General features: G+C 42.1%; 26 protein-coding genes, 1 pseudogene and 1 riboswitch. Of the genes and pseudogenes, 22 read left to right on the top strand and 5 right to left on the bottom strand.

Annotated elements, in window-relative coordinates; all coding sequences use genetic code 11:
* Positions 1-29: 29 nt before the first annotated feature.
* Entirely contained in the window at positions 30-1400 is a 1371-nt protein-coding gene (purF, locus tag QUF94_RS09055; RefSeq protein ID WP_289315566.1) for an amidophosphoribosyltransferase, read from the bottom strand.
* Positions 1401-2224: 824 nt separating this feature from the next.
* On the opposite strand from purF, the pseudogene QUF94_RS09060 reads away from it, so the two are divergent.
* From QUF94_RS09060 to QUF94_RS29060, 4 genes and pseudogenes are all read left to right on the top strand, one after another.
* A pseudogene (locus QUF94_RS09060) lies at positions 2225-2571 on the top strand (ATP-binding cassette domain-containing protein); the annotation flags it as partial.
* Between the two features lie 430 nt (positions 2572-3001).
* Positions 3002-3085: riboswitch (cyclic di-GMP riboswitch) on the top strand.
* Positions 3086-3103: 18 nt separating this feature from the next.
* On the top strand, positions 3104-3208 hold the full coding sequence (gene sinI / locus QUF94_RS09065; RefSeq protein ID WP_289315567.1) for a DNA-binding anti-repressor SinI: 105 nt from the start codon (positions 3104-3106) through the stop codon (positions 3206-3208).
* A 525-nt stretch (positions 3209-3733) separates the two neighbouring features.
* Positions 3734-3871, top strand: coding sequence for a hypothetical protein (locus tag QUF94_RS09070; protein WP_289315568.1), 138 nt, complete (start codon positions 3734-3736; stop codon positions 3869-3871).
* A 275-nt stretch (positions 3872-4146) separates the two neighbouring features.
* Positions 4147-4263 carry a YwzD family small protein gene (locus tag QUF94_RS29060; RefSeq protein ID WP_483313645.1) on the top strand — a complete coding sequence of 39 codons (117 nt, stop codon included), beginning with the start codon at positions 4147-4149 and terminating at the stop codon, positions 4261-4263.
* Positions 4264-5307: 1044 nt separating this feature from the next.
* Here QUF94_RS29060 and tagU read toward each other — a convergent pair.
* On the bottom strand, positions 5308-6237 hold the full coding sequence (tagU, locus tag QUF94_RS09075) for a polyisoprenyl-teichoic acid--peptidoglycan teichoic acid transferase TagU (RefSeq protein ID WP_289315569.1): 930 nt from the start codon (positions 6235-6237) through the stop codon (positions 5308-5310).
* Positions 6238-6391: 154 nt separating this feature from the next.
* Here tagU and QUF94_RS09080 point away from each other — a divergent pair, with 154 nt between their 5' ends.
* From QUF94_RS09080 to QUF94_RS09095, 4 genes are all read left to right on the top strand, one after another.
* Positions 6392-7180 (top strand): hypothetical protein, encoded by a 789-nt coding sequence (locus tag QUF94_RS09080; protein ID WP_289315570.1) that lies wholly within the window; start codon positions 6392-6394, stop codon positions 7178-7180.
* 3 nt (positions 7181-7183) lie between these two features.
* Positions 7184-7561: a GntR family transcriptional regulator gene (locus QUF94_RS09085; protein ID WP_289315571.1), complete on the top strand. Its 378-nt coding sequence runs from the start codon at positions 7184-7186 to the stop codon at positions 7559-7561.
* The gene (locus tag QUF94_RS09090; protein WP_289315572.1) at positions 7558-8250 is read left to right on the top strand and encodes an ABC transporter ATP-binding protein; all 693 of its coding nucleotides are present in this window, start codon (positions 7558-7560) and stop codon (positions 8248-8250) included. The genes QUF94_RS09085 and QUF94_RS09090 overlap by 4 nt, the downstream gene beginning before the upstream one ends.
* Positions 8251-8492: 242 nt before the next feature.
* A complete protein-coding gene (locus tag QUF94_RS09095; protein WP_289315573.1) occupies positions 8493-8939 on the top strand; it encodes a hypothetical protein in 447 nt (148 codons plus the stop codon).
* Between the two features lie 506 nt (positions 8940-9445).
* Here the strand turns inward: QUF94_RS09095 and QUF94_RS09100 are convergent.
* Together QUF94_RS09100 and QUF94_RS28755 are read right to left on the bottom strand one after the other, a co-directional pair.
* Positions 9446-10717: a replication-associated recombination protein A gene (locus QUF94_RS09100; protein ID WP_289315574.1), complete on the bottom strand. Its 1272-nt coding sequence runs from the start codon at positions 10715-10717 to the stop codon at positions 9446-9448.
* Between the two features lie 282 nt (positions 10718-10999).
* Positions 11000-11446: a nuclease-related domain-containing protein gene (locus QUF94_RS28755; protein WP_353957746.1), complete on the bottom strand. Its 447-nt coding sequence runs from the start codon at positions 11444-11446 to the stop codon at positions 11000-11002.
* 444 nt (positions 11447-11890) lie between these two features.
* On the opposite strand from QUF94_RS28755, the gene cymR reads away from it, so the two are divergent.
* The 14 genes from cymR to QUF94_RS09170 all read left to right on the top strand — a co-directional run bounded on the left by cymR (position 11891) and on the right by QUF94_RS09170 (position 25468).
* On the top strand, positions 11891-12310 hold the full coding sequence (cymR, locus tag QUF94_RS09105) for a cysteine metabolism transcriptional regulator CymR (protein ID WP_034308657.1): 420 nt from the start codon (positions 11891-11893) through the stop codon (positions 12308-12310).
* Between the two features lie 61 nt (positions 12311-12371).
* Complete coding sequence (locus QUF94_RS09110) at positions 12372-13517, top strand: cysteine desulfurase family protein (RefSeq protein ID WP_289315575.1); 1146 nt, start codon at positions 12372-12374, stop codon at positions 13515-13517.
* A 29-nt stretch (positions 13518-13546) separates the two neighbouring features.
* Positions 13547-14662, top strand: coding sequence for a tRNA 2-thiouridine(34) synthase MnmA (gene mnmA, locus QUF94_RS09115; RefSeq protein ID WP_289315576.1), 1116 nt, complete (start codon positions 13547-13549; stop codon positions 14660-14662).
* A gap of 121 nt (positions 14663-14783) precedes the next feature.
* Positions 14784-15449, top strand: a complete 666-nt coding sequence (locus tag QUF94_RS09120) for a tetratricopeptide repeat protein (RefSeq protein ID WP_289315577.1) — start codon at positions 14784-14786, stop codon at positions 15447-15449.
* 36 nt (positions 15450-15485) lie between these two features.
* Positions 15486-17894: an SF1B family DNA helicase RecD2 gene (gene recD2 / locus QUF94_RS09125; protein WP_289315578.1), complete on the top strand. Its 2409-nt coding sequence runs from the start codon at positions 15486-15488 to the stop codon at positions 17892-17894.
* Between the two features lie 107 nt (positions 17895-18001).
* The gene (locus QUF94_RS09130; protein WP_483313646.1) at positions 18002-18571 is read left to right on the top strand and encodes a LemA family protein; all 570 of its coding nucleotides are present in this window, start codon (positions 18002-18004) and stop codon (positions 18569-18571) included.
* Entirely contained in the window at positions 18571-19344 is a 774-nt protein-coding gene (locus QUF94_RS09135) for a TPM domain-containing protein (RefSeq protein WP_289315580.1), read from the top strand. The genes QUF94_RS09130 and QUF94_RS09135 overlap by 1 nt, the downstream gene beginning before the upstream one ends.
* Before the next feature lie 147 nt (positions 19345-19491).
* Positions 19492-19950 (top strand): PRC-barrel domain-containing protein, encoded by a 459-nt coding sequence (locus QUF94_RS09140; RefSeq protein ID WP_483313647.1) that lies wholly within the window; start codon positions 19492-19494, stop codon positions 19948-19950.
* Positions 19940-20155, top strand: coding sequence for a hypothetical protein (locus QUF94_RS09145; RefSeq protein ID WP_063233024.1), 216 nt, complete (start codon positions 19940-19942; stop codon positions 20153-20155). Before QUF94_RS09140 ends, QUF94_RS09145 begins: the two co-directional genes overlap by 11 nt.
* A 227-nt stretch (positions 20156-20382) precedes the next feature.
* Entirely contained in the window at positions 20383-21459 is a 1077-nt protein-coding gene (locus tag QUF94_RS09150) for an AI-2E family transporter (RefSeq protein WP_289315582.1), read from the top strand.
* A 309-nt stretch (positions 21460-21768) separates the two neighbouring features.
* Positions 21769-24405: an alanine--tRNA ligase gene (alaS, locus tag QUF94_RS09155; protein WP_289315583.1), complete on the top strand. Its 2637-nt coding sequence runs from the start codon at positions 21769-21771 to the stop codon at positions 24403-24405.
* Positions 24406-24471: 66 nt separating this feature from the next.
* The gene (locus tag QUF94_RS09160; RefSeq protein WP_034311358.1) at positions 24472-24741 is read left to right on the top strand and encodes an IreB family regulatory phosphoprotein; all 270 of its coding nucleotides are present in this window, start codon (positions 24472-24474) and stop codon (positions 24739-24741) included.
* The gene (ruvX, locus tag QUF94_RS09165) at positions 24741-25166 is read left to right on the top strand and encodes a Holliday junction resolvase RuvX (RefSeq protein WP_064463555.1); all 426 of its coding nucleotides are present in this window, start codon (positions 24741-24743) and stop codon (positions 25164-25166) included. Before QUF94_RS09160 ends, ruvX begins: the two co-directional genes overlap by 1 nt.
* A gap of 11 nt (positions 25167-25177) precedes the next feature.
* Entirely contained in the window at positions 25178-25468 is a 291-nt protein-coding gene (locus QUF94_RS09170; RefSeq protein ID WP_289315584.1) for a DUF1292 domain-containing protein, read from the top strand.
* Between the two features lie 66 nt (positions 25469-25534).
* On the opposite strand, the gene QUF94_RS09175 is transcribed toward QUF94_RS09170, so the two are convergent.
* Positions 25535-25744 (bottom strand): hypothetical protein, encoded by a 210-nt coding sequence (locus QUF94_RS09175; protein ID WP_289318491.1) that lies wholly within the window; start codon positions 25742-25744, stop codon positions 25535-25537.
* Positions 25745-25780 lie beyond the last annotated feature (36 nt).

Consider the following 25780-nt stretch of genomic DNA (forward strand, 5'->3'; position numbering starts at 1 on the left):
CATTTTTATCCTACTTAAGCTGTATCACTTCAAATATTAGTTGGGTATGCACCACTAAAACAGGCTACACAGCGACTGCTAGTTTCTCCAAGATCCACATCTACAGCCTCTAATAACCCTTGGGTGCTTAAAAAAGCTAATGAATCTGCCCCGATAACCTGTCCCATAGCTCGTTCGTGTTCGTGTATGTTGGCAAATAGTTCTTCCTTAGTTGGCATATCCACTCCATAAAAACAAGGGTTTCTAACCATAGGTGAACTAATTCTTACATGGACTTCCTTGGCACCTGCTTGCCTAATCAATTGGACAATGCGCTTGCTTGTCGTTCCCCTAACAATCGAATCATCGACTAATACCACCCTTTTTCCTTCCAAAATTTCTTGCACAGCGCTTAATTTCAGTCGAACAGCTAAGTCGCGCAATTCTTGCGTGGGCTCAATAAACGAACGACCAGCATAAGGATTTTTAATAATCCCCATTTCATATGGAATTCCTGATTGTTGGGAAAAACCAATGGCGGCAGGGACGCTTGATTCGGGAACTGCAACGACAACATCAGCTTGTGTCGGATGTTCTTTTGACAGAATTTTACCTAATTCCTTCCGGATTGTTAAGACACTTCTTCCTTGAATAACGGTATCCGGACGGGCAAAATAGACAAATTCAAAGGAACAAAGGGAAACCTTACCTTTTTCAGCAAATCTTCCAGTTTGAATTCCATTTTCATCTATAAGAAGCCATTCACCCGGTTCAACTTCCCGCCAGAACTTAGCATCAATTGCATTTAAAGCGCATGTTTCTGATGAGGCGATGATTGATTCACCAATTTTTCCAAGGCTAAGCGGACGTAACCCATGACGATCCAGGGCAATTAGCATTTGTTTTTCAGTCATTATAATCAAGGCAAATGAACCGTCGATACGTTTAAGCATATCAGGTGCGCTTTCTGCGAAATGCTTTTTACTTGAACGAGCTATTAAGTGAGCAATAATTTCAGTATCGGTTGTTGTTTGAAATATGCTTCCCTGCTGTTGTAACACTTCCCGTTCTATCCTTGCATTTACGAGGTTGCCATTATGAGCAACAGCCAGGTCCCCCTCGCTATATTTAAAAACGAGGGGTTGTGCGTTTTGCAGTAAACTTTCACCAGAAGTTGAATATCGTACATGACCAATGGCCATGTTGCCGATTAGTTCATCAAGGATGTCCCGTGAAAATACATGGGTAACTAATCCCATTCCCCTGTGATTCCTGAATGATTTCCCATCACTAGCCACAATTCCTGCACTCTCCTGACCACGGTGTTGAAGTGCATGAAGTCCGTAATAAGTTAATTCGGCTGCTTTGGGGTGATTGAATACTCCAAATACCCCGCATTTCTCCTGCATTTCTGAATCCATTTTTCTCTTCCTCCCGTTGATATCCTTTTTGTTATTTTTGGCAAAAGGTGAATTTCTATCCTTTTTATTTACTAATCAGTAAATGGATAGGGATTAAACTAATTGCAGCCATAAAAAAGTTCTATGGAACAGGTAGGGATAATTGCTTAGCGTTATTGAATGAATATCTTGGTATAAAAGACTTTTGGGTATAATGGAATATTTTGTATTAATGTAATTTGTATGATTTATATTAAACTATATAGTAAAGAACAGATATTAATTTATAAAATCTAGCTCAGTATTAAAATAGTGAATAATACAGTTAATATTTTTGCCGATTAGCGATACTTTAATATGAAGATCAAGCAAAGGGACTTCGCAGAAGGCGATGTCAAGCTGCTATCAAAATACAAGGAGAATTTGATGACAAAAAACAAATTTATTACGTTCGAGGAAGCTCATGAAAAGAAAGAAAGAAGTAAGAAAATTTTTATTGGGTCTTATATTACTATTATTTTAATTTTGATTTCTTTATTGACTTTTTTTCTTGGTAAATCATAACTGGTGTTAAATAGGGCTGAGAAATCAGTCCTTTTTTTGTGTTAAGAAGGTGAAAGAGGAAGTATGCAGGGAGCTCTCCTTTTGTCGAAATGGGTAGTCAAAGTAGTTAAGAGTCCTAAGACTACAAAAGAGACGATCTTTATTTTCAGAAGTTCTTGTTGTGGGACTATTGTGGGGAACACTTTTAAGCTTTCCGTTGTGGTTGTTATTTCTCGGTTGGATCAAAATAATAATGAATTTTGAATTTTATAAGATAAGAAATTAAAGACTCGGAATAAAAAGATACACTCATCGGTGATCGAGGTGTGCGACTATCGGGAGGAGAAAGGCAGCGTCTAGTGTTAGACAGAGGATTTTACGTAAACCGGCCATCCTGGTATTGGATGAAGCGACGAGTGCTTTGGATACGGAGAACGAAGCGAAGATTCAATCCGCTATTGAAAGATTAAAAGGAAAAATGACCATCATCGTCATAGCTCATCGATTATCGACGATTCGCAATGCCGATCAAGTGTTGGTCATGGATCATGGGGAAATCATTCAGGTCGGTGAATATAACCAGTTAGCGAATGAAAAAAGAGGGATGTTTAGCAATTTATTAGGTATCCAAATGGAATCAAGTGTGTAAATATTTACTAGAGTTCACGAACAGTCAGGTTACAGCCATATTATGGCATTGTAATGCTGGCTTTTTTTCTTAGGGAAAATAAATTAAAACTGAATCACTTAGCCCACTTATTTCGAAAATATTATTTTTGTAGAATAGTAAATTGGGATTATTATAGCTATTATAAATCTTTTTTTATTAAAAGAGTTGTAAAGAAAGAGTATTATACCAGTGTTTTTGCATTGTGATGTCACTTTTTGATGAATGATGTTGAAAAATGACAGAAAAAAACGAATAGTATTAAGAGCTATTATTACGTTTTTAAGTATAATTAACATTAATATAGTTTTAATTAAGGGTAATTTTTTGAGGGCATGATGGTTTATTTAGCCCCATGGAAACAGTGAATTGAAGGGATTTATTAATCTTGAGAATAATTAATGTGAAATATTCTTGAGAAAGGCAAACCTATTGAAAAGTAGGGACGCAAAATTACAGGTCTAAGGCTAAATGCTAAGACGGCTGTGTTACCACAAGTTGGGTGGGATTTATCATGGAAGCTAACAATGAACGGGAAGAATGGGCTTATCTAATTTTAGAGGCTAAAAATCTAGGATTATCTATTGAAGATGTGTGGGAGTTCATCAAGGGAAAATGAACTGGAAAAAGCAAATCAGGGGATAAAAATTACGTTAGGGAAGGCTGTTATACAGTCTTCTTTTTTTATTTTCATTAAAGGAAATCACCTTAAAAGGTATCTAGAATATAGAACATGGGGACAATAATAAAAAGGCAACCTAAATTGAGAGGGATTTTTATTATGGATGGACTTAATTCTTTTATAAAGGGATTAATATGGGGAACTTTATTCAGTGTACCGTTATGGTTGTCTTTTTTCGGTTGGATAAAAATAATAATGAATTTTATTAAGTAAGCGCTTAATAAAATTAGATATTAAAATGATACCTAGGCAGGATTTAACAGAATGATCATAGAATTTAGTTAAAGTACATAATAAGTTAGTCGTAACCTGCTACAGATTTAAGAAATATAGCCTATAAAAAAATAGTTAATAATACTTAAATATTTTTGGTAGTGTGCCGATACTACACTATAGTGATCAAGCAAAGGCCGCGGTAGGCGATGTCAGATAGCTGCCATCAAAATAAAAGGAGATTATTTGATGTCAAAAAACAAATTCATTACGTTCGAGGAAGTTTATGAAAAGAAACAGAGAAGCAAGAAAATTTTTATTGGGACTTATATTACCATTACGTTAGTTTTAATTTCATTAATGACTTATTTTATGGGACAATCATAACATTGGGTATCAAAAAAGGGCTGAGTAATCGGTCCTTTTTTGGTTTTCTTATATCACACCTATTTACTTATATCTTACTATTATTCATTCCTCCGGTATATTTCGGAAATGTTAAAATTGGGTGAATTTTTGGCTTTTAAACTAGTTTCCGCTTGCCAATCCTTAATATATGTGATTATCAAATAAAAGAGCTATAATCCTTATTTTTGAAAAAAAGGATTAGGACAACAGGATGAAAATGGTGGCTCAAATATATACTGGAGTGGAAATTACGAATGGATTTTTTTGATATTATAAAAGACACTTTTGCAAAAGGAGAGTCTGGGCAGGATGTTACTGTGAATGAACTTGTGGAAGAGATTAAGGAGAAATTAAGCGGGATCATTGAATAACCTAATAGAATATGATTGGTAGATTTTCATCTTATGGCAGGATGTCATGCTTGACACATTTGGCGGTTTGCTAGGAATCTTCTGTTTTCTTTTCTTTTATCGGAGAAGGCGTCATAGAATCTAAGAAATCTTTTTCGGTACATATACGTAAGGAGCATGTCTACCAACATGCTTCTTTTTTGTCGTTATCCTTATATATGAATGATAACCTGTGAGGGCGATGAGGTGAGGAGACAAGATAAGATTCCTATAGGAGTATCGGCGAGCTTGTATCATTTTTTGGGAAGTCCAGGGATATGTTAAGTTTTGAAGTGAAGCTTCGGTTTTCCGAACCTGCGGATGTGCAAAATCGGTCCAGCGCCAGCATATGGAAGTGCAGACCTTTCAGTATGATGTAGGCCAATTTAAGAAAGTGAAGAACTGGAGGCTGGATAAGGATGGGAGGCAGCATAAAACGGCCTATGAAATTCCAGTTACACAGGTCTTCAATTCTCGCTTTGGATGTTTACATGGAACAAGATTGCTATGTCGTGAAAGAAAAAGGCGAATGGCGTTTGTTATGGGATCACCAGTTTGAATAGATTCCTCTCCTTTTTCAGGCTCGAGTTCGTTTTATTGAAAAGGGAGAGGCGATGCTCTCATGTAGCGATGATAAGATCTACTTCTCATGAAACATATTTCATTCTTGAACGATCACTGATGGCTTTAAGAATAAACATTTTGTCCTGTGTGCTTAGCATAGCCCAGCTGCCTGCTTTGATTTTCATGTAAATCCGCTCCTTTTGTTTAGGATTATTTATTATAGTTGATGAATGGTGGTTGATGGAATTCCGGGTCCATAGAATAATAGGTCTAGTGATTTAAAGGGGCAAGGGGAAGATGGAATTATCAGCTCATATTAGATTATACCGTTTTTTTATGCCTAATAAACAACAAAAATTCCTACAAATCTCTACAATTGGTGTCCGTTTTTTGTCAGAATATTGGACGGGGAAAATGAAAAAGCTGTCAGGATGCGGGTCCGGACAGCTCTTTCATTTTTTCTTATTTGATGGATAATTGTTCTTTTAATTCGGATTGAACCTTTTCTTTTTGTTCATCCGACACAATATTATAGTAGACTCCGTCGATTTTCGTTCCATTTCCTGGAATAGTTGCTTGGGTTATGCTTTTGCTAGCGTCCCTGTAGTTCTTTTGGATGTCCATCATGTCATCAAACGTCAAATTCGTCTGGATATTTTTACTTAATGCAGCGAAGACATCATCGTATTTCGTCAATGATGAAAGGCTTGCGCCTTCCTTGATGACAGCTTCGATGATGGAACGTTGTCTGGATTGACGGCCATAATCACCATTCGGATCTTCATATCTCATTCGCGAATATTTAAGTGCATCTTCCCCATTTAGATTAATGCTTCCCTTTGCAAAATGGACGCCTTCATAGGTGAAGTCCAAATCGTTTTGGACAGTCACGCCGCCGACTGCGTCAACGATATCCTTAAAGCCTTCCATATTGATTTTCATATAATAGTCGATAGGGATATCCAGGAAATTCTCAACGGTATCCATGGACATTTTCGCTCCGCCGAAAGCAAATGCGTGGTTAATTTTATCCTGTGTACCATGACCGACTATCTCGGTCCGTGTATCACGCGGAATGCTTAGCATTTTTACCGATTTCTTTTGTGGATTGACTGTCAAGACGATCATAGTATCTGAACGGCCTTTGTCGCCATCACGTTCATCGACACCGAGCATGAGCATCGAGAATGGCTCCTGATCTGATAGTGCAAGGTCTTTGGTTCGTTTATCCGTGGTACGGTCTATTGGTGTATGCATCGTGTCAACGGTTTTTGTCAGTGAATTCCATACAGAGTAGGCAAAAGCTCCCCCTGCTAATATAAAAAGTAGGACAATTATACCGACTACCTTCAGCCAAGTCCGTTTCTTTTTCTTCTTTTTTTCATGTCTCATATATTACTTCCTTCCTCTTTTTGTAACCACATCATCTATTATATTTAATTTCAGTTTAAAAGAATAGTATATTATGTTATTTTATAATACCTTTGACATATTTTGGTGTAACTGTGTACTATGTAACTAGAACAATTCTGAAGGGGTTGAGAAGTTGAATTCATTTAAAGGTTTAGTGCAAAAGGAGTGGTTGATCGGGAAATCCACACTTCTGTGGTTGTTGGTTGCGCAAGTTGGCTTGGTGTTCATTTCTTTTTTAGTATCCAAATTTTTGGAAGTTGCAGGTCTTTTTTATATGTGTACATGGGTGATCTTGTTCTTACAGCCATTTATTATGTTCTCTTTGATTTTTGGATGTTTGAATTACGAGGGGAAGACGCAATTGTGGATTCACAATCCCCAGTCTGCAGCGATGTTGCTTGGAAGTAAATTAGTGTCAAGTGTGCTGTTTCAAGTGGTTTCCATTTTATTTGCCAGTTGTTTAGTATTTGTGGCTTTTAAGGTTCCGACTAGTTATTTTCAGCAAGACTTTCAGGTGGGAAATATTACAGAATTAGGTGGCTTGTTACAGTTAGGCGGGGTTATGACGGCGGTTAGTATTGTCATAGCTGTGCTTATGATGTTTTTATGGGTAGTGTATCATGCACTCGCAAGGGTTCAATTTATTAAAAATATTCGTTGGCTGTTAGTGTCTCTTCTGTTTATAGGAATGGTTTTGTTGAAAAATTGGGTTGGTCATACAATGGTATATCAGAAACTGGATGATATATGGGCTGTACCGGCTTTTAGCGGTTCGTCGTTTAGCTTGTCTCAAGCCAAGTTGGAGTTTTATATAGAAAGCGGGGGAAATATTTCGCTTTTGACAAGCGGGTTGGATGTTATTGGATTAGTGATATTGTTCCTCGCTTCATGTTGGCTGCTGGACCGAAAGATTGAGGTGTAAAGGATGCCAGAGGATTTTCATGCATCAAAGCCGATTTATTTACAGGTTGCGGATCGAATTTGTTATTCAATTGTACGGGGTGAAATAAAGAGTGGGGATAAATTGCCATCGGTCCGCGAAATGGCTGTCGAAATGGGTGTCAATCCGAATACGATACAGCGTACTTATAGCGAGATTGAGAGGGATGGAATTGTGGAGACGAGAAGGGGGCAAGGTACATTCGTTAAAAATGATTCGGCGCTGATTGCTTCACTGCGTACCCGGATTCAAACGGAAGTTATTGAGACATTCGTTGAGAACATGAAAGAAATTGGCTTGTCGAGAGAAGAAATGCTGACGGCGGTACAGCAATTTCTGAAGAAGCAGGGGGATGCGGAATGACAGTTGAGCTGCATGATGTAACGAAAAGGTATGGAAGCATTGCTGCCCTTGATGGTGTATCACTCACGTTTGAAGTGGGGAAGATTTATGGGGTGTTAGGAGCCAATGGTAGCGGTAAGTCAACATTGCTCAAACTGATTGCGGGTCTCGCGAAACCGGATCATGGTGAAGTGACGGTCGCTGGGATGCCGGTAAGCAGGAGGACAGCTTCTGTTGTTTCTTATCTGACAGAGCTTGATTTTTTCTATCCCAATTTTACGGCAGGTCAGTATATTGAATTTCATGCATCGCAGTTTGCTGATTTTAATCGGGATAAGGCAATTGAAATGCTGGCATTCATGAAATTGGATGACCGGATGAAGGTCCGTACGATGTCGATAGGTAATCGGGGAAGGCTTAAATTAGTGCTAGCCCTTTCCCGTGAGGCACCGGTCATATTATTGGATGAACCATTCTCAGGGTTGGACGTTATGGTCAGGGAGTCGATTGTACGGTGCTTGCTGTCTTCTATCGATTTTGAAAGGCAAATGGTTATTATGGCGACTCATGAAATTGAGGAAATCGAGAACATCCTTGATGAAGTCATTCTGATTAAGGATGGAGAGATCATTTCAAAAGAAAATGTCGAGGACCTCCGCGAAAGTAGTGGGAAATCGGTGGTCGGTTGGCTAAAGGGACATCATAGCTAACATGAAGGGGAAAATGTAAAGTAGCTTCGATTCCGAGGCTATTTTTTTGTTTGCAAGGAGAAGAAACTTTGAGTCTAATTAAATTGACCAGGTAAAATTGAATCACCAAATATTCCTAAGAGAATGAAGTTTTACTTTAAAATGGGTGATAAGCAAAGTCCCTATTAGATAGAAGGCGCATATATATGCAGTACGGATATCCCTAAAGAATAATTAAATAAATATTGGAGGTTAAAAAATAAATGGAATATTCAACGGAAAGTTCATCGTACGAAAGTGATTCAACGGAAAGCTCATCGTATGAGAGTGATTCAACGGAAAGCTCATCGTATGAGAGTGATTCAACGGAAAGCTCATCGTATGAGAGTGATTCAACGGAAAGCTCATCGTATGAGAGTGATTCAACGGAAAGTTCATCAGATGAAAGTAGTTCAACGGAAAGCTCATCAGATGAAAGTAGTTCAACGGAAAGCTCATCATCAGATGAAAGTAGCTCAACGGATTCAGCAGATGAAGGCAATTCAAATGAAATCCTTTCCGGCGAAATTGGTACAAATGAACTCACCGCAGAAGAAAATTCAGCTGAGGGTGAAGAGAATGGCAGTCCTCGTCGTGTAAATGTATTTAAGAAAATGTGGCTGGAAAATATGATTAAAGCATCGAAGGGTATCTATAAAGAAGAAGATTGACCACACAGGTACAGCAACCAAAAAGTTGTTGTGCCTTCTTATGAAAGTGGACATGCCGCTAGCAATCGCAATTGACATATCCTTTTACTGGATACGAGGAAACCTAATTTTTCTGCGGCTAAAAGTGCGCAGATTGCAGTCCGCAATAATCTAAGATTAAATGCTGTAAAAGTTATCGGGCTAGAATCAAATATTGAAATGTTGTTTCTGCCCTTGATGCGGACTAATTCCCGGGGAAAATTGGCCAAGCAAGGCGATTCAAAGGGAATTTAGCCTAAGCGTTCCGGTTTTTAACTAAGAAAGTCCTAGCCGGAGCGTTTGGCTGACAGGTGTACATACAAACCAATAAACTGGTCGTGCTCAATTTAGTTATGCATCCGCAGAATATTGGAATGAGTAATAAGGTTGATGAATGCTCATGAGGAGGCGGTCTTTGTCAATCTGAGGAATATTAAAAGTTTTCAATTCCCACAATAAAAAAACTCCGGGTCTGAAGTGATCCGGAGTTATTTCTTTTTCTCGATATTTTCATAGACCGAGGCAAGGGCTTGTTCAAATTTTCCGCTCTTTTTAGGTTTGTAATATTTTTTGCTGCGCAGTTTGTCCGGTAAGTATTGCTGCTTCACCCAGCCATTCTCGTAGTCATGCGGATAAAGGTAGCCGATGCCGCGTCCGAGGTCAGTGGCGCCTTTGTAATGGGCATCCTTGAGATGATCTGGTACATCTCCACTATGGCCGCTGCGAATGTCGGACAGAGCTGCATCAATTGCGACAATAGCCGTATTCGATTTTGGTGATAGGCATAACTCGACCACTGAGTTGGCAAGTGGAATCCGGGCTTCAGGAAACCCAAGTCGTTCAGCGGCTTCGACGGCAGAGAGTGCCCTGGGACCAGCCTGGGGATTGGCAAGACCTATGTCTTCGTAGGCAATGACCACCATGCGGCGGGCAATGCTGACAAGATCACCGGCTTCGACCAATCGCCCCAAATAATGAAGGGCTGCATTCACATCACTTCCGCGAATTGATTTTTGGAATGCCGACAGAACATCATAATGGGCATCTCCGTCCTTGTCATGTGAGAAGCTTTTTTTCTGCATGCATTCCTCGGCAATTTGTAGATCTATATGAATCGTTCCGGACTCATCGGTTTCGGTGGAAATGACGGCGAGTTCAAGAGCGTTAAGGGCACTGCGGACATCTCCGTTGGAAGCAGTCGCGAAATGGGTAAGGGCATCAAGGCTGACATCGGTTTTATACGCACCAAGCCCCCGTTCTTCATCATGAAGTGCCCGTTCCAGAGCTTTGGTTATATCATTGGTTTCCAATGATTTGAGCTCGAAAATCTGGCACCGGCTTCTGATGGCCGGATTGATTGCATGATAGGGATTGCTGGTAGTTGCACCGATCAAGGTGATCATCCCGTTTTCAAGATAAGGCAATAGGAAATCCTGCTTCGCCTTATCGAGTCGATGAACCTCATCAAGCAGCAGAATCACTTTCCCGGACATCTTAGCCTCGGCTGCCACGATTTCCATATCCTTTTTATTATTGGTCACCGCGTTCAGCGTCCGAAAAGCAAACTTCGTGCTTCCTGCAATCGCACTTGCAATCGATGTCTTGCCAATTCCCGGCGGACCATACAAAATCATGGAAGAAAGCTGCTTGGCTTTCACCATCCTTGCAATAATTTTTCCTTCACCGACCAGATGCTCCTGCCCGATGATCTCATCAATCGATCGAGGCCGCATCCGGAAAGCAAGCGGTTTAATATTCATTGCGCACCTCTCCTTTTTATATAAGGTATCACAACTGATAGGGGAAATGCGCTGATTATGGTGTAAAAGAGAGCGAATTCTTAATATAGTAGTCCGTTTGGGGATTTAATTTGTGCTATAGTTCGATAAATCGACCTACCGGGGGAATAATCCGTCCTAAAATGAATTAATTCGACCTACCAGCAGAATAATCCGACCTACCAGGGAATAATTCGATCTATCCTTCTAAGAGAGAATTTAATAGATAAACGCTGCCTCTAGTATGGCCGGAATGATTCAGTTTCAGTGAAAGTAATAGTTTTTTGCACTGGATGGGGATTGGAGTTGGACGAAGTTTCGAAATGCGCTGTTTGTAATTGTAGGTTTAACGAGGTATAGATAATCATAAAGTGCCGAAATGTGAGCATCAAGGGAAATATCCAAACAGGTACGGCAAATCCACTTTTTTGATTTCCGCTCCATGGTAAATGCAGAACACTTAAAGATTTCACCAGCCATGTTTTTGACTTCAAGGATTAAAAGGAAAGAGGATGTGAGGATGAGGATGTCCATTTGGAAGGGAAAAGGTGATCCAAATAGACGGTGGTCATGAAAGGGTAGATACTCTTTTTCAGGAAGGGATTTAAGAGATTGGAAGACTCTGTATTCACCGTTGTATCCTGCCTTGATTTTTTTGATATCTGCAATTATTGCAGGTTGCCTCGCATGTCCGGGAGGTAAGTGTCTCATCAGAGCAGAGCATCTAGCATGTCTATCTTAAAAGGCATCTTGCAGTTTTTAATGATCATGATAACCACTCCTTATAGATTTAAGTGAAGTATTCTCGGTTAATAAAGTGATTTCCTATATTTTAGTGAAAATAAATGTGGCATGGAACGAACTTTTATATTAAATCGAGCTAGGGCCCAATAATCCGGCCGTCCGAGCGGGAAATTCGACCTTTCCCCACTATCCGACCGTGCGTACGAATAATCCGTCCTAACCCAAAATTCCGTCTACACCGGAAAAAAATCCGTCATCCGATCAGTTACATTTCATTCTTTTTTTGCATTTTCCTACCTTTCCAATTAGGATAATTTGACAAATGAAGGGCGGGTGAATGCATTTCCGGCGGGAATATGCTATAATTTCAAAAGAATTTAGAAACGGATAAATAATTTGAGGTGTATATGTATGAAGATATCTACTAAAGGCCGTTATGGTTTAACGATCATGATCGAGCTTGCTAAACATTATGGAGAAGGCCCGAAAAGTTTGAAATCGATTGCCCAGACGCATAATTTGTCGGAGCATTATTTGGAGCAGTTGATTGCGCCGCTTCGTAATGCAGGGTTGGTGAAGAGTGTCCGTGGTGCTTATGGCGGGTATGTCTTGTCTAAAGATCCTCAGGAGATCACTTCGGGTGATGTCATCCGCGTATTGGAAGGGCCGATTACCCCGGTTGAAGGCATTGAGGATGAAGAGCCGGTTAAGCGCCAGCTTTGGATCCGGATTCGCGATGCTGTGAAGGATGTATTGGATAATACGACGCTTATGGATTTGGCTAGCTACAAGGATACGGGTGAAATCGATTCTTATATGTACTATATTTAAGTGATTAGCAATGCGCCTATTATGTAGGCGCTTGCGTTTTTTTAATGGAGGCGACAAAAAAGTGGACAGAATATATTTAGATCATGCTGCGACTTCACCGATGCATCCGAATGTGATCGATAGGATGATGGTAGTCATGAGCCATGACTTTGGCAATCCGTCGAGCATTCATGCTTTCGGGCGGGAGGCGCGCCATGTTTTGGATGAGGCGCGTTCGAGTATTGCTACGAGCATAGGTGCCGGGCGGAATGAAATCATTTTCACGAGCGGTGGAACCGAGGCGGATAATACGGCAATCATTGGTGTTGCCAATGCTTATAAAGAAAAGGGAAAGCACATCATCACGACGGAGATTGAGCATCATGCGGTCTTGCATACGTGCCAATTCCTTGAGAAGTCTGGCTTTGAAGTCACATATTTACCTGTGAATGAAGCGGGGCTTATTTCAATTGCCGATTTAAAGGCTGCATTGCGGGACGATACGATTTTGGTTTCGGTCATGTTCGGCAATAACGAGGTTGGAACGATTCAGCCGATTGCTGAAATTGGACAGCTGCTCAAGGGGCATCCAGCCATTTTCCACACGGACGCGGTCCAGGCATATGGTTTGATCCGTATTGACGTTCGTGAGTTGGGGGTGGATTTGCTGAGTGTATCAGCACATAAAATCAACGGTCCCAAAGGAATCGGCTTTCTATATATGCGTGAAGGTTTGAAGCTGAATCCGCATTTATATGGCGGGGAACAAGAACGCAAACGCCGTGCAGGTACGGAGAGTGTGCCGGCAATTGCTGGTTTTTCAGAAGCTGTTTTACTTGCACAAAGCTCGATGGAAGAGAAAACGGAGCAATACAAGCGATTTAAAGACGTATTGCTTGCCGTCTTTGATGAGGCGGATGTACAATATGAAATTAACGGATCTATGGAACAGTCGCTGCCACATGTGCTGAATGTTAGTTTTCTGGGTACGAATGTGGAATCGATGCTCGTCAATATGGACTTGGCAGGTGTTGCGGTATCGAGCGGATCCGCTTGTACAGCCGGGTCAATCGATCCGTCGCATGTACTAGTGGCGATGTTCGGGAAAGATTCGGAGCGGACGAAGAATTCGATTCGTTTCAGCTTCGGTTTGAACAACACGGAAGAGGACGTCAGGCAGGCAGCTGAAACCACCGTTAAAATCGTTCAAAGATTAGTGGGAAGATAATTCCTTCTTTAAATAAATGAGGTGACAGAATGAATAAAGCACCAAAGGACACCCGCGTCGTCGTGGGCATGTCAGGAGGCGTGGATTCTTCTGTGTCAGCCCTGCTATTGAAGAATCAAGGCTATGATGTGGTCGGGATTTTCATGAAGAACTGGGATGATACAGATGAAAACGGAGTTTGTACGGCAACGGAAGATTACAATGATGTAATTGCCGTATGTAATCAAATCGGCATCCCTTATTATGCGGTCAATTTCGAAAAGCAATATTGGGATAAAGTTTTCACTTATTTCTTGGATGAGTATAAAGCGGGCCGCACTCCGAATCCGGATGTAATGTGCAATAAGGAAATCAAGTTCAAGGCATTTCTTGAACATGCGGTAAGTCTTGGTGCTGACTATGTGGCTACAGGTCATTACGCACAGGTTGAATACCGGGATGGCGAATACAAAATGCTTCGCGGTATCGATAATAATAAGGATCAAACGTACTTCTTGAATCAACTTACTCAAGAACAATTGGAAAAAGTCATGTTTCCGCTTGGACATATTGATAAGAAGGAAGTCCGTGAGATTGCGAAAGAAGCGGGTCTTGCTACGGCAACGAAAAAAGATTCTACAGGCATCTGTTTTATCGGTGAACGTAATTTCAAAGAGTTTCTAAGCAATTACCTTCCAGCTCAGCCAGGAGATATGGTCACGATGGATGGCAAGGTCATGGGCAAGCATGACGGATTGATGTATTACACCATCGGTCAGCGTCACGGTCTGGGGATTGGCGGCAGCGGCGATCCTTGGTTTGTTGCGGGTAAAGACTTGAAACGCAATGTTTTATATGTGTGTCAAGGGTTTGATAATGATGTGCTGTATTCCAATTCGCTTCGTGCAGTGAATGTTAGCTGGGTAGCGGAACATATACCTGCGGATGAATTTACATGTACGGCAAAGTTCAGGTACCGTCAAGAGGATAGCGGTGTTAAGGTGAAGGTCTTGGAAAATGGTGATGTCGAAGTCATCTTTGACGAGCCAGTCCGCGCGATCACACCTGGACAAGCAGTCGTATTCTATGATGGTGAAGTGTGCCTTGGTGGCGGTACGATTGATGAGGTATTTAAAAAAGGTGAAAAACTGACTTACGTAGGGTAAAATAAGCATGTCCCCAGCTGTGTTTGCGGTTGGGGACTTCTTTTGGATTGCGGGTGTGCTGTCTGAATTCGACTACTGTTATGCTATACTTTTTAATATAAAAATGGAGTGTGAAATGATAATGGATAAGAATCAACTAGGAATTGAGTTAATGCAGCAAGGGAAATACGAAGAAGCGGCGAAAGTTTTTAATGAGGCGATCGAGGAAAATCCGAATGAGCCTGTTGCCTACATAAATTTCGGGAATGTATTGACTGCCGTTGGTGAAACGGATAAAGCGGTCAAGTTTTACAGAAAGGCGATTGAGCTGGATGAAAATGCAGCTGCGGCTTATTATTCATTAGGTAACTTATACTATGAATCCGATTCTAAATTAGTCGAAGCGAAGGATATGTTTGAAAAGGCAATCCGCTTGGGACTGGAGAACAGCGATGCTTACTTTATGCTTGGATTGACATTGATGGCGTTGGATCAACCGAAGTTGGCGATGCCTTATTTACAGAGAACGGTGGAGCTGAGCCCAGAGGACGTTGACGCGAGATTCCAATATGCACTATGTCTTGCCAATGCGGAATTATACGATGAATTGATCAATCAACTGAATTTAGTTGTGGAGCAGGATCCGGGACATGCCGATGCTTATTATAATTTAGGTGTTGCGTTTGCCGGGTATCGTGAAGATGCGCAAGCAGCGATTGCTTATTTTGATAAGGCTTTGGAAGCACAGCCTGACCATATGCTTGCTGCACACGGTAAGAAACTGATGGAAGAAATGAATGCTGAGTAAATAGTCGGCATATGCATGGAAAGGTGGGGAGTAGCGTTGAGCCAGCAAGATTCGTTGGATTTGTTTTCAGAGGAGAAAATGTTCATGAAAGGAAGTCATTTAGTGACGATCTTTCATAATGAAGAAAATATGTACTCGGTTGTAAGAATTCGTGTGCATGAAACGAATCTGAATTATGAAGAGAAGGAAGCTGTCGTAACAGGTTATTTTCCAAGGATGCATGAGGATGAGATCTATATTTTTTATGGGGCGATGAAGGAACATGCGCGTTTTGGCCTTCAATTTCATGTGGAGCATTTCCGTAAGGATTTGCCTCAATCCAAGGAAGGGATCGTCAGTTATTTATCCGGTGATCTTTTCAAGGGCATTGGGAAAAAAACAGCCGAAAGCATTGTTGAGACACTAGGGGAAAAGGCAATTTCCAAAATTCTGGCTCAGCCTTCGTTACTTGATGATATCCCGAAGCTATCAGGGGAAAAGGCAAAGGGCCTCTATGATACATTAGTCGAGCATCAAGGTTTGGAGCAGGTGATGATCGCCCTGAATCAATATGGCTTTGGACCACAGTTGTCGATGAAGATTTATCAAATGTATAAACAGGATACGATCACGATGGTTCAGGGAAATCCTTATAAGCTCGTAGAGGATATTGAAGGGATTGGTTTTGGACGGGCGGATGAGCTTGGGCATCAGCTTGGCATTTCCGGCAGCCATCCCGACCGAATCAAGGCTGCGTGCTTGTATACACTTGAATCACAATGCCTCCAGGATGGAAATATCTACATAGAAGCCGAGCAGCTATTGGAAGCGGTCAAGCGGCTGCTTGAGGAAAATAAACGGGATCGCATTGAATTCACAAACATTTCCTCGGAAATAATCGAATTGACGCAAGAGGGGAAAATAGTTGTCGAGGATCAACGAATTTATCCGCCTTCACTATTCTATTCCGAAAAGGGAATCGTCATGAACATCAAGCGGCTGCTTGCTCAAACGGAGTATGAGGACCAGTTCCCGGAATCGGAGTTTTTGCTGGCACTTGGGAAGCTGGAAGAGCGGCTTGATGTTTCCTACGCCCCGGCCCAAAAGGAAGCGATACAAACAGCCCTGCAGTCCCCCATGTTAATCTTGACGGGGGGACCGGGTACCGGTAAGACGACAGTGATCAAAGGAATTGTTGAGCTTTATGCGGAGCTGCATGGTGTATCCATGGACATTAACGATTATAAAAAAGAAGGAAGCGATCCATTTCCATTCGTACTTGCGGCTCCTACTGGCCGTGCAGCGAAACGCATGGCCGAATCGACTGGACTTCCCGCTGTTACGATCCACCGTTTGCTGGGGTGGAACGGGAGTGAAGGCTTTTCCCATGATGAGGATAATCAGTTGGATGGCCGGATCGTGATCATCGATGAGGTTTCCATGGTGGATACGTGGTTGGCCCATCAATTGTTTAAAGCCTTGCCGGAAAATGTCCAAGTGATATTGGTAGGTGATGAAGATCAGCTGCCATCAGTCGGCCCTGGGCAGGTTTTAAAGGATTTGCTTGCATCGGATTGTGTACCGACTGTCAGTTTGGAACATATATACCGTCAAGCTGACGGCTCATCGATCATTGAATTGGCCCATGACATCAAAAAAGGAAGACTCCCGGATGATGTTACGAAGCAGCAAGAAGATCGATCGTTCATTCGCTGCCAGACCGGGCAAATCGCCCAGGTAATCGAGAAAGTGGTTGCGAATGCCAGGACAAAGGGTTTCACGGCCAGGGATATACAGGTGCTGGCTCCGATGTATAGGGGGCCTGCCGGGATTGATGCACTGAATAAAATGCTTCAGGAAGTGTTCAATGGCAATGCGGATGAAAAGCGGCGGGAAATTAAATTCGGTGACGTGATATACAGAACGGGTGATAAGGTGCTTCAACTGGTGAACCAGCCAGAGGAGGGTGTCTTTAATGGCGATATGGGTGAAATCGTGTCCATACTGTTCGCTAAGGAAAATACCGATCATGTCGATAAAGTTATCATATCTTTCGAAGGTATCGAGGTGACCTACACGAAACAGGACTTGAACCAGATTACTCATGCATATTGCTGCTCCATCCATAAGTCGCAGGGAAGCGAATTCCCCATTGTTATTTTACCTGTAGTGAAAAGTTATTATCGGATGCTCCGCCGAAATTTATTGTATACGGCGATTACCCGCAGTAAAAATTTCTTGATCCTTTGTGGTGAAGAGGATGCATTCCGTTTAGGGATCGAGCGTAATGATGAGATGCGCCGGAAAACGACTTTGCGTGAAAAGCTGCGGGAGATTTTGAGTGAGGAAGATATGCCGGTTGAAAAGGGAGAGGTACATGCACAAGAGGCAAGTTATCTTGATACTCTCATGCATGCTGACCCGATGATCGGGATGGAAAGTGTCACCCCTTATGATTTCATGTAGCTGGTGATCAATGTTTTGTTTCTACATTTAATGAATTTTGTTTAAAATTCATAGTTTTGGTGGAACTAATATAGAATATAACTTAAACGTGAAAGAGCAGGGGGGATTTGATGAAAAAAGGGTGGATAATAGGTATAGTCGTTGTCGTTTTACTTGTCATTTATGGGGCATCTTCGTACAACGGCCTTGTAAGTGCCAATGAAGACGTCGACAATAAATGGTCACAGGTGGATAACCAATTAAAACGAAGAGCGGATTTGATTCCGAATCTTGTTGAAACGGTGAAGGGTTATGCTTCGCATGAAACGGAAGCCATTAAAGCGGTGAGTGATGCACGCTCAAAGTTGGCCGGTGCCAATTCGACTGAAGATGCGATTGAAGCTGATCAAGAATTGAGCGGGGCCTTGAGCCGTCTTTTGGTGGTTGTCGAGAACTATCCGGATTTAAAGGCCAATGAGAACTTTAAGGGTCTCATGGATAGTTTGGAAGGAACCGAAAATCGGCTGACGGTAGCACGAAAAGACTATAATGATGAAGTTACCAACTATAATAAGATGATTAAACGCTTTCCGAAGAATATGATGGCAGGAGCGTTCGGGTTCGATGCTAAACCATATTTTGAAGTGACCGATCAAGAAAAAGAAACGCCAAAGGTTGATTTCGGGAGCGATAAATAATGAAAAGACTCGCTGTGTTTGCGCTATTCTTCATTCTCACGTGCAGTTTAGCAAACGTGGTCGCAGCACAACCTAACATCCCTGAACCAGTTGGGGATATATATGTTCAGGACTTCGCCGGAGTCCTGGATGATCAGGAAAAATCCGAACTCATCGAACTTGGGAAACGATTGGATGATGCCACAAAAGCACAAATTTCCGTTTTGACGGTTGATTCGATGGAAGGATCCGAGATCGAGGAGTACTCGGTCGAGGCATTGAGATCATTCAAGCTTGGTGATGCCGAGTTGAACAATGGAGTCCTCATTGTTCTGGCCATGGAAGAACAAAAAATCCGTATTGAAGTGGGTTACGGTTTGGAAGGGGCCATTACCGATATAAAATCTGGACAGATTTTGGACAATGTGGCTATCCCTGCGCTGAAAGAGGGTAAATATGATGTTGCCCTGACGGAAACCTATAAGGCCGTATATAACGATGTCACGAAAGAATACAACCTAGGTGACGAGTTTTATCAAGATCTCTCCGTTCAGCCTGAGTCAGAAAACTTTCAGCCATCAGGTTTACAGATTTTCCTCATTATCATCGTAGTCATCATCGTATTCATCCTCGATGCCAAGTTCTTTAAAGGATTTTTCCTTCAAATGCTAATCAATATCCTTTTGATAATCATTAGTCGCGGAGGCGGCGGTGGCCGTGGAGGCGGCAGCGGCGGTCCACGGGGCGGCGGCGGAGGAAGTTCCGGTGGCGGAGGTGCCAGCAGGGGATGGTAAAGCAGGTGGGTCAGACCGGGAAACCGGTCTTTTTTTTATGCCTGTTCCCTGTATTTCCGGAAGATCGAGCAACAATGGAAAACCTTTCAGCACATCTATTTTCAGCAGAAAAGAGATAATAAGAATGTTCGGAAAGGCGGGATGACCTTGCGGACGTTTTCATTATTGAAAGGGATGCCGGTTTTTACAATCAAAGGAGAAAGAGTCGGCACGGTCCACGATTTATCAATTTCTGAAATGGGTCAGGTAACAGGCTTGGTCGTTCATCAGCAAGCATTGTTCAAAAGAGCTTTTCATTTGAAACTTGACGATATTTCTTCATTCGGTCCAGATGGGATCGTCATCTTGCAACAGGATTCAAGCTTAAGGAAAGTACCTGCGGATTCCATATGCCTTTCGAAGGACGAATTATTGGGACGCATGCTTTTTTCAGAAGTGGGCGAAGAACTGGGTTTACTGCAGGATGTATATTTCAAGGAGAAAATGGGCACGATTATAGCGTATGAAACAACGGATGGGTTTTTCTCGGAGTCGACAGTGATAGAATCAAAACAGCCGCCTGCATTAGGGAAGGATACCATCATTGTTTCAGTTTATGAACAGTGAGGTGTCCATTTTGGAAATTAAATGTCCGAATTGCCGCAGTAAAGATGTTGGGAAGATTGGCGTGAATCAATATTATTGTTGGAATTGCTTTATTGAAATGACCTTATCCGAAGGCCTAATTAATACGCACCAAGTCGAGGAAGATGGAAGTTTAAGCTCATTGGACGATTTGTTTGAGGAAAATGACCGCCGCTTCAGTATGTAATTTAACGGAAGAGGTGTTTGCAATGGCTAGACGTTCACGGAATACTCTAATGAATATGGGTTCGGACTTGATGAACTCGAAGATGATCAAGCGGAACATGAAGAAAATACGCAAAAGATTAAAGTCATTATTATAGCGGGAATGGGTGTCCTGATAATGAGGACACTCTTTTTTATGTATGAAAACCTTCCGCCTTTCGAAGAATAAATGAGCGGGAGGTGTTTATAGTGAGTATTCGTCTAAAGTGGTTTTATCGCCTGGGTTTTTTATTGCTCTTATTTTTCGTTATCTATATTTTTATGAAACTTAAGCCCATGTGGGGACCTGCCTTTACTGTATGTGTGACGGTACTGCTGCCTTTTTTGATTGGTGCGTTCATCAGTTACTTGCTGCATCCTGTTGTGGAATATTTAAATGAGAAAGGGATGCGTCGCTGGCTTTCGATTACGATTATCTATTTGTTGTTTTTCGGAGGGATCGGCTTTGCTGTGTATAAAGGTATTCCAGTGATGGTCAGCCAGGTACGCGAGCTGTCGGAAAGCGTACCGGAACTGGTTGAACAGTACCGGGGCAGAATTGATAAACTCAACCATCAGACGGCGGCGTGGCCGTTCGGAATTCATGAAAGATTCGAAGAAGGTGTCACCCTTTTCGAAAATTGGCTGAAGCGTATACCTGAAAAGGCAATGGAGTATGCAATGCGGATGATTGATTTCATACTCCTTATTGCGTTGATTCCATTCATTGCTTTTTATATCCTGAAAGATTTCACAGCTTTAAAAAAAATGGCATGGTATATGACTCCGAAGAAGTGGCGCAAGCAGGGACGGGCATTCGTTCGTGATGTGGATGCGTCACTTGGCGGATATATCCGCGGACAAATCATCGTCTGTGCCGTGATCGGTTTGATTTCCTCGCTGCTCTTCTGGGTAGTCGGAATGCAATATCCGCTTCTATTGGGGGCGATAATCGGAATAACGAATGTCATTCCGTATTTCGGGCCTGTTATTGGGGCCATCCCTGCAGTGATCATCGCCGCGACAATGTCAGTGAAAATGGTGGTGATCATCGCGGTCATCGTGCTCGTGCTTCAATTTCTCGAGGGAAATATCCTGTCGCCGCTCATAGTCGGTAAAAGCCTCCATATGCACCCGCTGTTCATCATGCTCGCATTATTGGCCGGAGGTGAAATAGGCGGTATCACGGGCATGGTCCTTTCGATACCCATTTTGGCTGTGTTGAAAGTTTTTGTGCTTCATGCCCGCGTTCACTTTAGAAAGAAGCCGCCCCTTATTGACAAATAAAAGTCTTGTGAATATAATCCATTACATAAGATAATTCGTTGAAGGATGAAGTATGCTGAAGTCCATCTAAAAGAGAGGGGTCCCCCAGGCTGAAAGGGACTGCAAGGTGAAGAGCAGCAGAAAGCTAGTCCTGAGAGCAGCTAATACCTGCCGTCATGCCGCGTTAAGGCTTTTATGAAGGTGATGGACCCGGGAATGTTTCTGCGTCCATAATCAGGGTGGTACCGCGAGTTAACTCTCGTCCCTGTTTTTGGGATGGGAGTTTTTTGTGTGCTCAAAATTACATAATTTTAAAAGGAGGATATATATATGAAGTATTTAACTGGTGCTCAAATCCGCCAAATGTATTTAGATTTTTTTAGTGAAAAAGGCCATAACATCGAACCAAGTGCGTCATTGGTTCCTCATGAAGATCCATCATTGCTATGGATCAATTCCGGGGTGGCGACGTTAAAGAAATATTTTGATGGACGGGTGATTCCTGAAAATCCAAGGATTACAAATGCTCAAAAGGCCATCCGTACAAACGATATTGAAAACGTAGGGAAAACGGCACGTCATCATACGTTTTTCGAAATGCTCGGAAACTTCTCCATTGGTGAATATTTCAAAGAAGAAGCCATTACATGGGCATGGGAATTTTTGACGGATGAAAAATGGATTGGGTTCGACAAAGAGAAATTGGCTGTGACGATCCATCCTGAAGATGATGAAGCATTCGAACTCTGGAATAAGAAAATCGGTGTTCCTGCTGAAAGAATCATTCGCCTGGAAGAAAACTTCTGGGATATCGGTGAGGGTCCAAGTGGCCCGAATACAGAGATTTTCTATGACCGCGGACCAGCATATGGCGATGATCCGAATGATCCGGAACTATATCCAGGCGGGGAAAATGAACGGCATCTGGAAGTCTGGAATCTTGTGTTTTCTCAATTCAACCATAATCCTGACGGTTCTTACACACCGCTTCCAAAGAAAAATATCGATACAGGAATGGGCCTTGAACGTATGGCTTCCGTCGTTCAAGATGTGGCTACGAACTATGATACAGATTTATTCATGCCAATCATCCGGGCAGTCGAAGAGATTTCCGATGTGAAGTATGGTGTTGATTCAGAAAAAGATGTTGCATTCAAGGTCATTGCCGACCATATTCGTACGGTAGCCTTTGCAGTAGGTGACGGGGCTCTTCCATCCAACGAAGGCCGCGGTTATGTACTGCGCCGTTTACTCCGCAGAGCGGTTCGATATGCTAAGCAAATCAACATCAATCGACCATTCATGTTCGAGCTTGTGACGGTCGTCGGCGAAATCATGAAAGACTTCTACCCTGAAGTCCTCAATAATAAAGAATTCATTGCAAAAGTTATCAAGAATGAAGAGGAACGCTTCCATGAAACCCTTCATGATGGACTGGCCATCCTTTCTGAAGTCATTAGAAAGGAAAAGGAAAAAGGCGGTACAACCATTCCAGGCAGTGATGCATTCCGTTTATATGACACATATGGTTTCCCGATCGAGTTAACGGAAGAATATGCAGAAGAAGAAGGCATGACCGTCGATCAAGCCGGTTTTGAAAAAGAAATGGATGCACAGCGTGAACGTGCCCGTTCAGCACGTCAAGATGTTGATTCCATGCAAATCCAAGGCGGGGTATTAGGCGATATTAAAGTTGAAAGTGAATTTGTCGGCTATGATCAAGTTGCGGTTGAAGCCAAAGTTTCTGCCATCATTAAAAATGGCGAGCTTGTTACGGAGGCACAAGAAGGTGAAGAAGTTCAGGTAATATTGAACAAGACTCCTTTCTACGCGGAAAGCGGCGGGCAAATAGCTGATAAAGGAACGATGGCTAGTGAAGCCGTGAAGGTTGATGTCCATGATGTTCAAAAAGCTCCTAATGGCCAAAATCTGCACCGTGTAACAGTGGCTGCCGGCACTTTAACATCAGATTCCGATATCATTGCTGCGGTAGATCAAGAGAACCGCATCCATATCACGAAAAATCATACTGCGACACATCTTCTGCACCAGGCGTTGAAAGATGTGCTTGGTACACATGTCAATCAGGCTGGTTCACTCGTACAAGCTGAGCGCCTTCGCTTCGATTTCTCTCATTTTGGCCAGATAACGGTGGAAGAGATTGAGCGGATCGAAACGATTGTAAATGAAAAGATTTGGCAAAGCTTACAAGTGAATACGGACTATAAAAACATTGAAGAAGCTAAAGCGATGGGTGCAATGGCCTTGTTCGGCGAAAAATACGGCAAGATTGTCCGTGTCGTTCAAATAGGCGATTATAGTCTTGAACTTTGCGGGGGTGTCCACGTCCCGAATACAGCGGTGATCGGCTTGTTCAAAATCGTTTCAGAAAGCGGCATCGGTGCAGGGACTCGCCGGATAGAAGCGGTAACGGGTGCCGGGGCATACAAATTGATGACTGATCAAATCGGTGTCTTGAAAGACGCGGCTGCTAAGCTGAAAACGAACTTGAAAGATGTACCTTCAAGAATTGAAACGGTCTTAGCTGAAGTGAAGGATCTTCATCGTGAGAATGAAAGCCTGACTGCAAAGTTAAGTAATATTGAAGCAGGAAGCCTTGTTTCTAACGTAAAAGACATAAATGGGGTTCAAGTATTGGTGGCAAAAGTTCAAGCTACCGATATGAATAATCTGCGTGCCATGGCTGATGATTTGAAACAAAAGCTCGATTCTGTCATTATCGTATTAGGATCGGCCCAAGGTGATAAAGTCAATTTAATTGCCGGGGTTACCAAGGATTATATCGATCGCGGTTTCCATGCTGGTAAATTGATCAAAGAAGTTGCTTCCCGTTGCGGCGGAGGCGGTGGCGGACGTCCAGATATGGCCCAAGCCGGCGGAAAAGACCCTGAAAAATTGGATGCAGCACTTAATTTTGTTGAAGAATGGGTCTTATCGATTTCATAATCAATGAAAAGTGTTGTACAATGTAGGTAATAGTGGATTCTGGACGCTGAGGAGAGGTGCATGTTAATGAGTTCCTTTGATAAAACGATGAAATTTAATTTTCCCGAAGAACCATTCGAAAGAGATGTACAAGAAGTATTGTCTCAAGTTTATGTTGCTCTTCAGGAAAAAGGTTATAACCCGATCAACCAAATTGTCGGTTATCTATTATCTGGTGACCCGGCCTACATCCCGCGCCATATGGACGCTCGGAACATTATTCGTAAGCTTGAACGCGATGAAATCATCGAAGAATTGGTTAAGTCGTATCTTAAGAACCATCGAGAGGAATACTAATGCGCACAATGGGACTTGATTTAGGTTCAAAAACCATCGGCGTTGCCGTGAGTGACGCGATGGGTTGGACTGCACAAGGATTGGAAACGATTAAAATTAACGAAGCTGGAAATGACTTCGGCTTTAAACGTCTCAATGAAATTATAAAAGAGCATGAAGTTTCTAAAATTGTCCTGGGGTTACCTAAAAATATGAATGGAACTGTTGGACCGCGAGGCGAGATCAGTCAAGATTTCGCTAAACGATTAGAAAAAAAATTCAAGCTGCCGGTGTTTCTCTGGGATGAACGGTTGACAACTATGGCGGCTGAACGTGTCCTTCTTGAGGCGGACGTGAGCCGAAGCAAACGCAAGAAAGTCATTGATAAAATGGCTGCTGTCATGATTCTGCAGGGATTCTTGGACAGACAAACAAATTCAATATGAGGTGAATACAAATGGAACACGGCGAAAACAACATTACAGTAGTAGATGAAAACGGAAACGAGCAGCTTTGCGAAATCCTTTTCACATTCGACTCAGATAAATTCAACAAATCTTATGTACTTTACTATCCGATGTCTGCAGAAGATGAAGAGGAAGAAATTGAAATCCACGCTTCATCATTCATACCAAGCGAAGATAATAAAGATGGTGAACTTACACCGATCGAAACAGAAGAAGAATGGGATCTAGTCGAAGAAATGTTAAATACATTCCTTGACCAAGAAGAAGCTGAAGAAGAATAATATCAGAAAAAACCGACCTCGATCGAGGTCGGTTTTTTCATTTATGTACCAGTAAACCCTTATCTTTTAGCTGCGAATAAAAAAAAAAGTAGCGAGCGGACCCAAAAATAATGAGAGCAAGAACCAATTCAGCGCCGTTCTATTTTTACCTTGAGCAAGTCCTGCGTTAATGAGTGCCAATGTCCCCCAACCTACAAAATAAGAATTATCCAACTCCTTCACACCTTCCCTCATCTGAAAATTAATATCGGCATCACTACATGATATTCCTGTCATTGACTGAAATGCCTAACACATGCAGGGAAACAAATT

It is taken from the genome of Peribacillus sp. NJ4 (assembly GCF_030348345.1).
Lineage (GTDB): Bacteria > Bacillota > Bacilli > Bacillales > DSM-1321 > Peribacillus.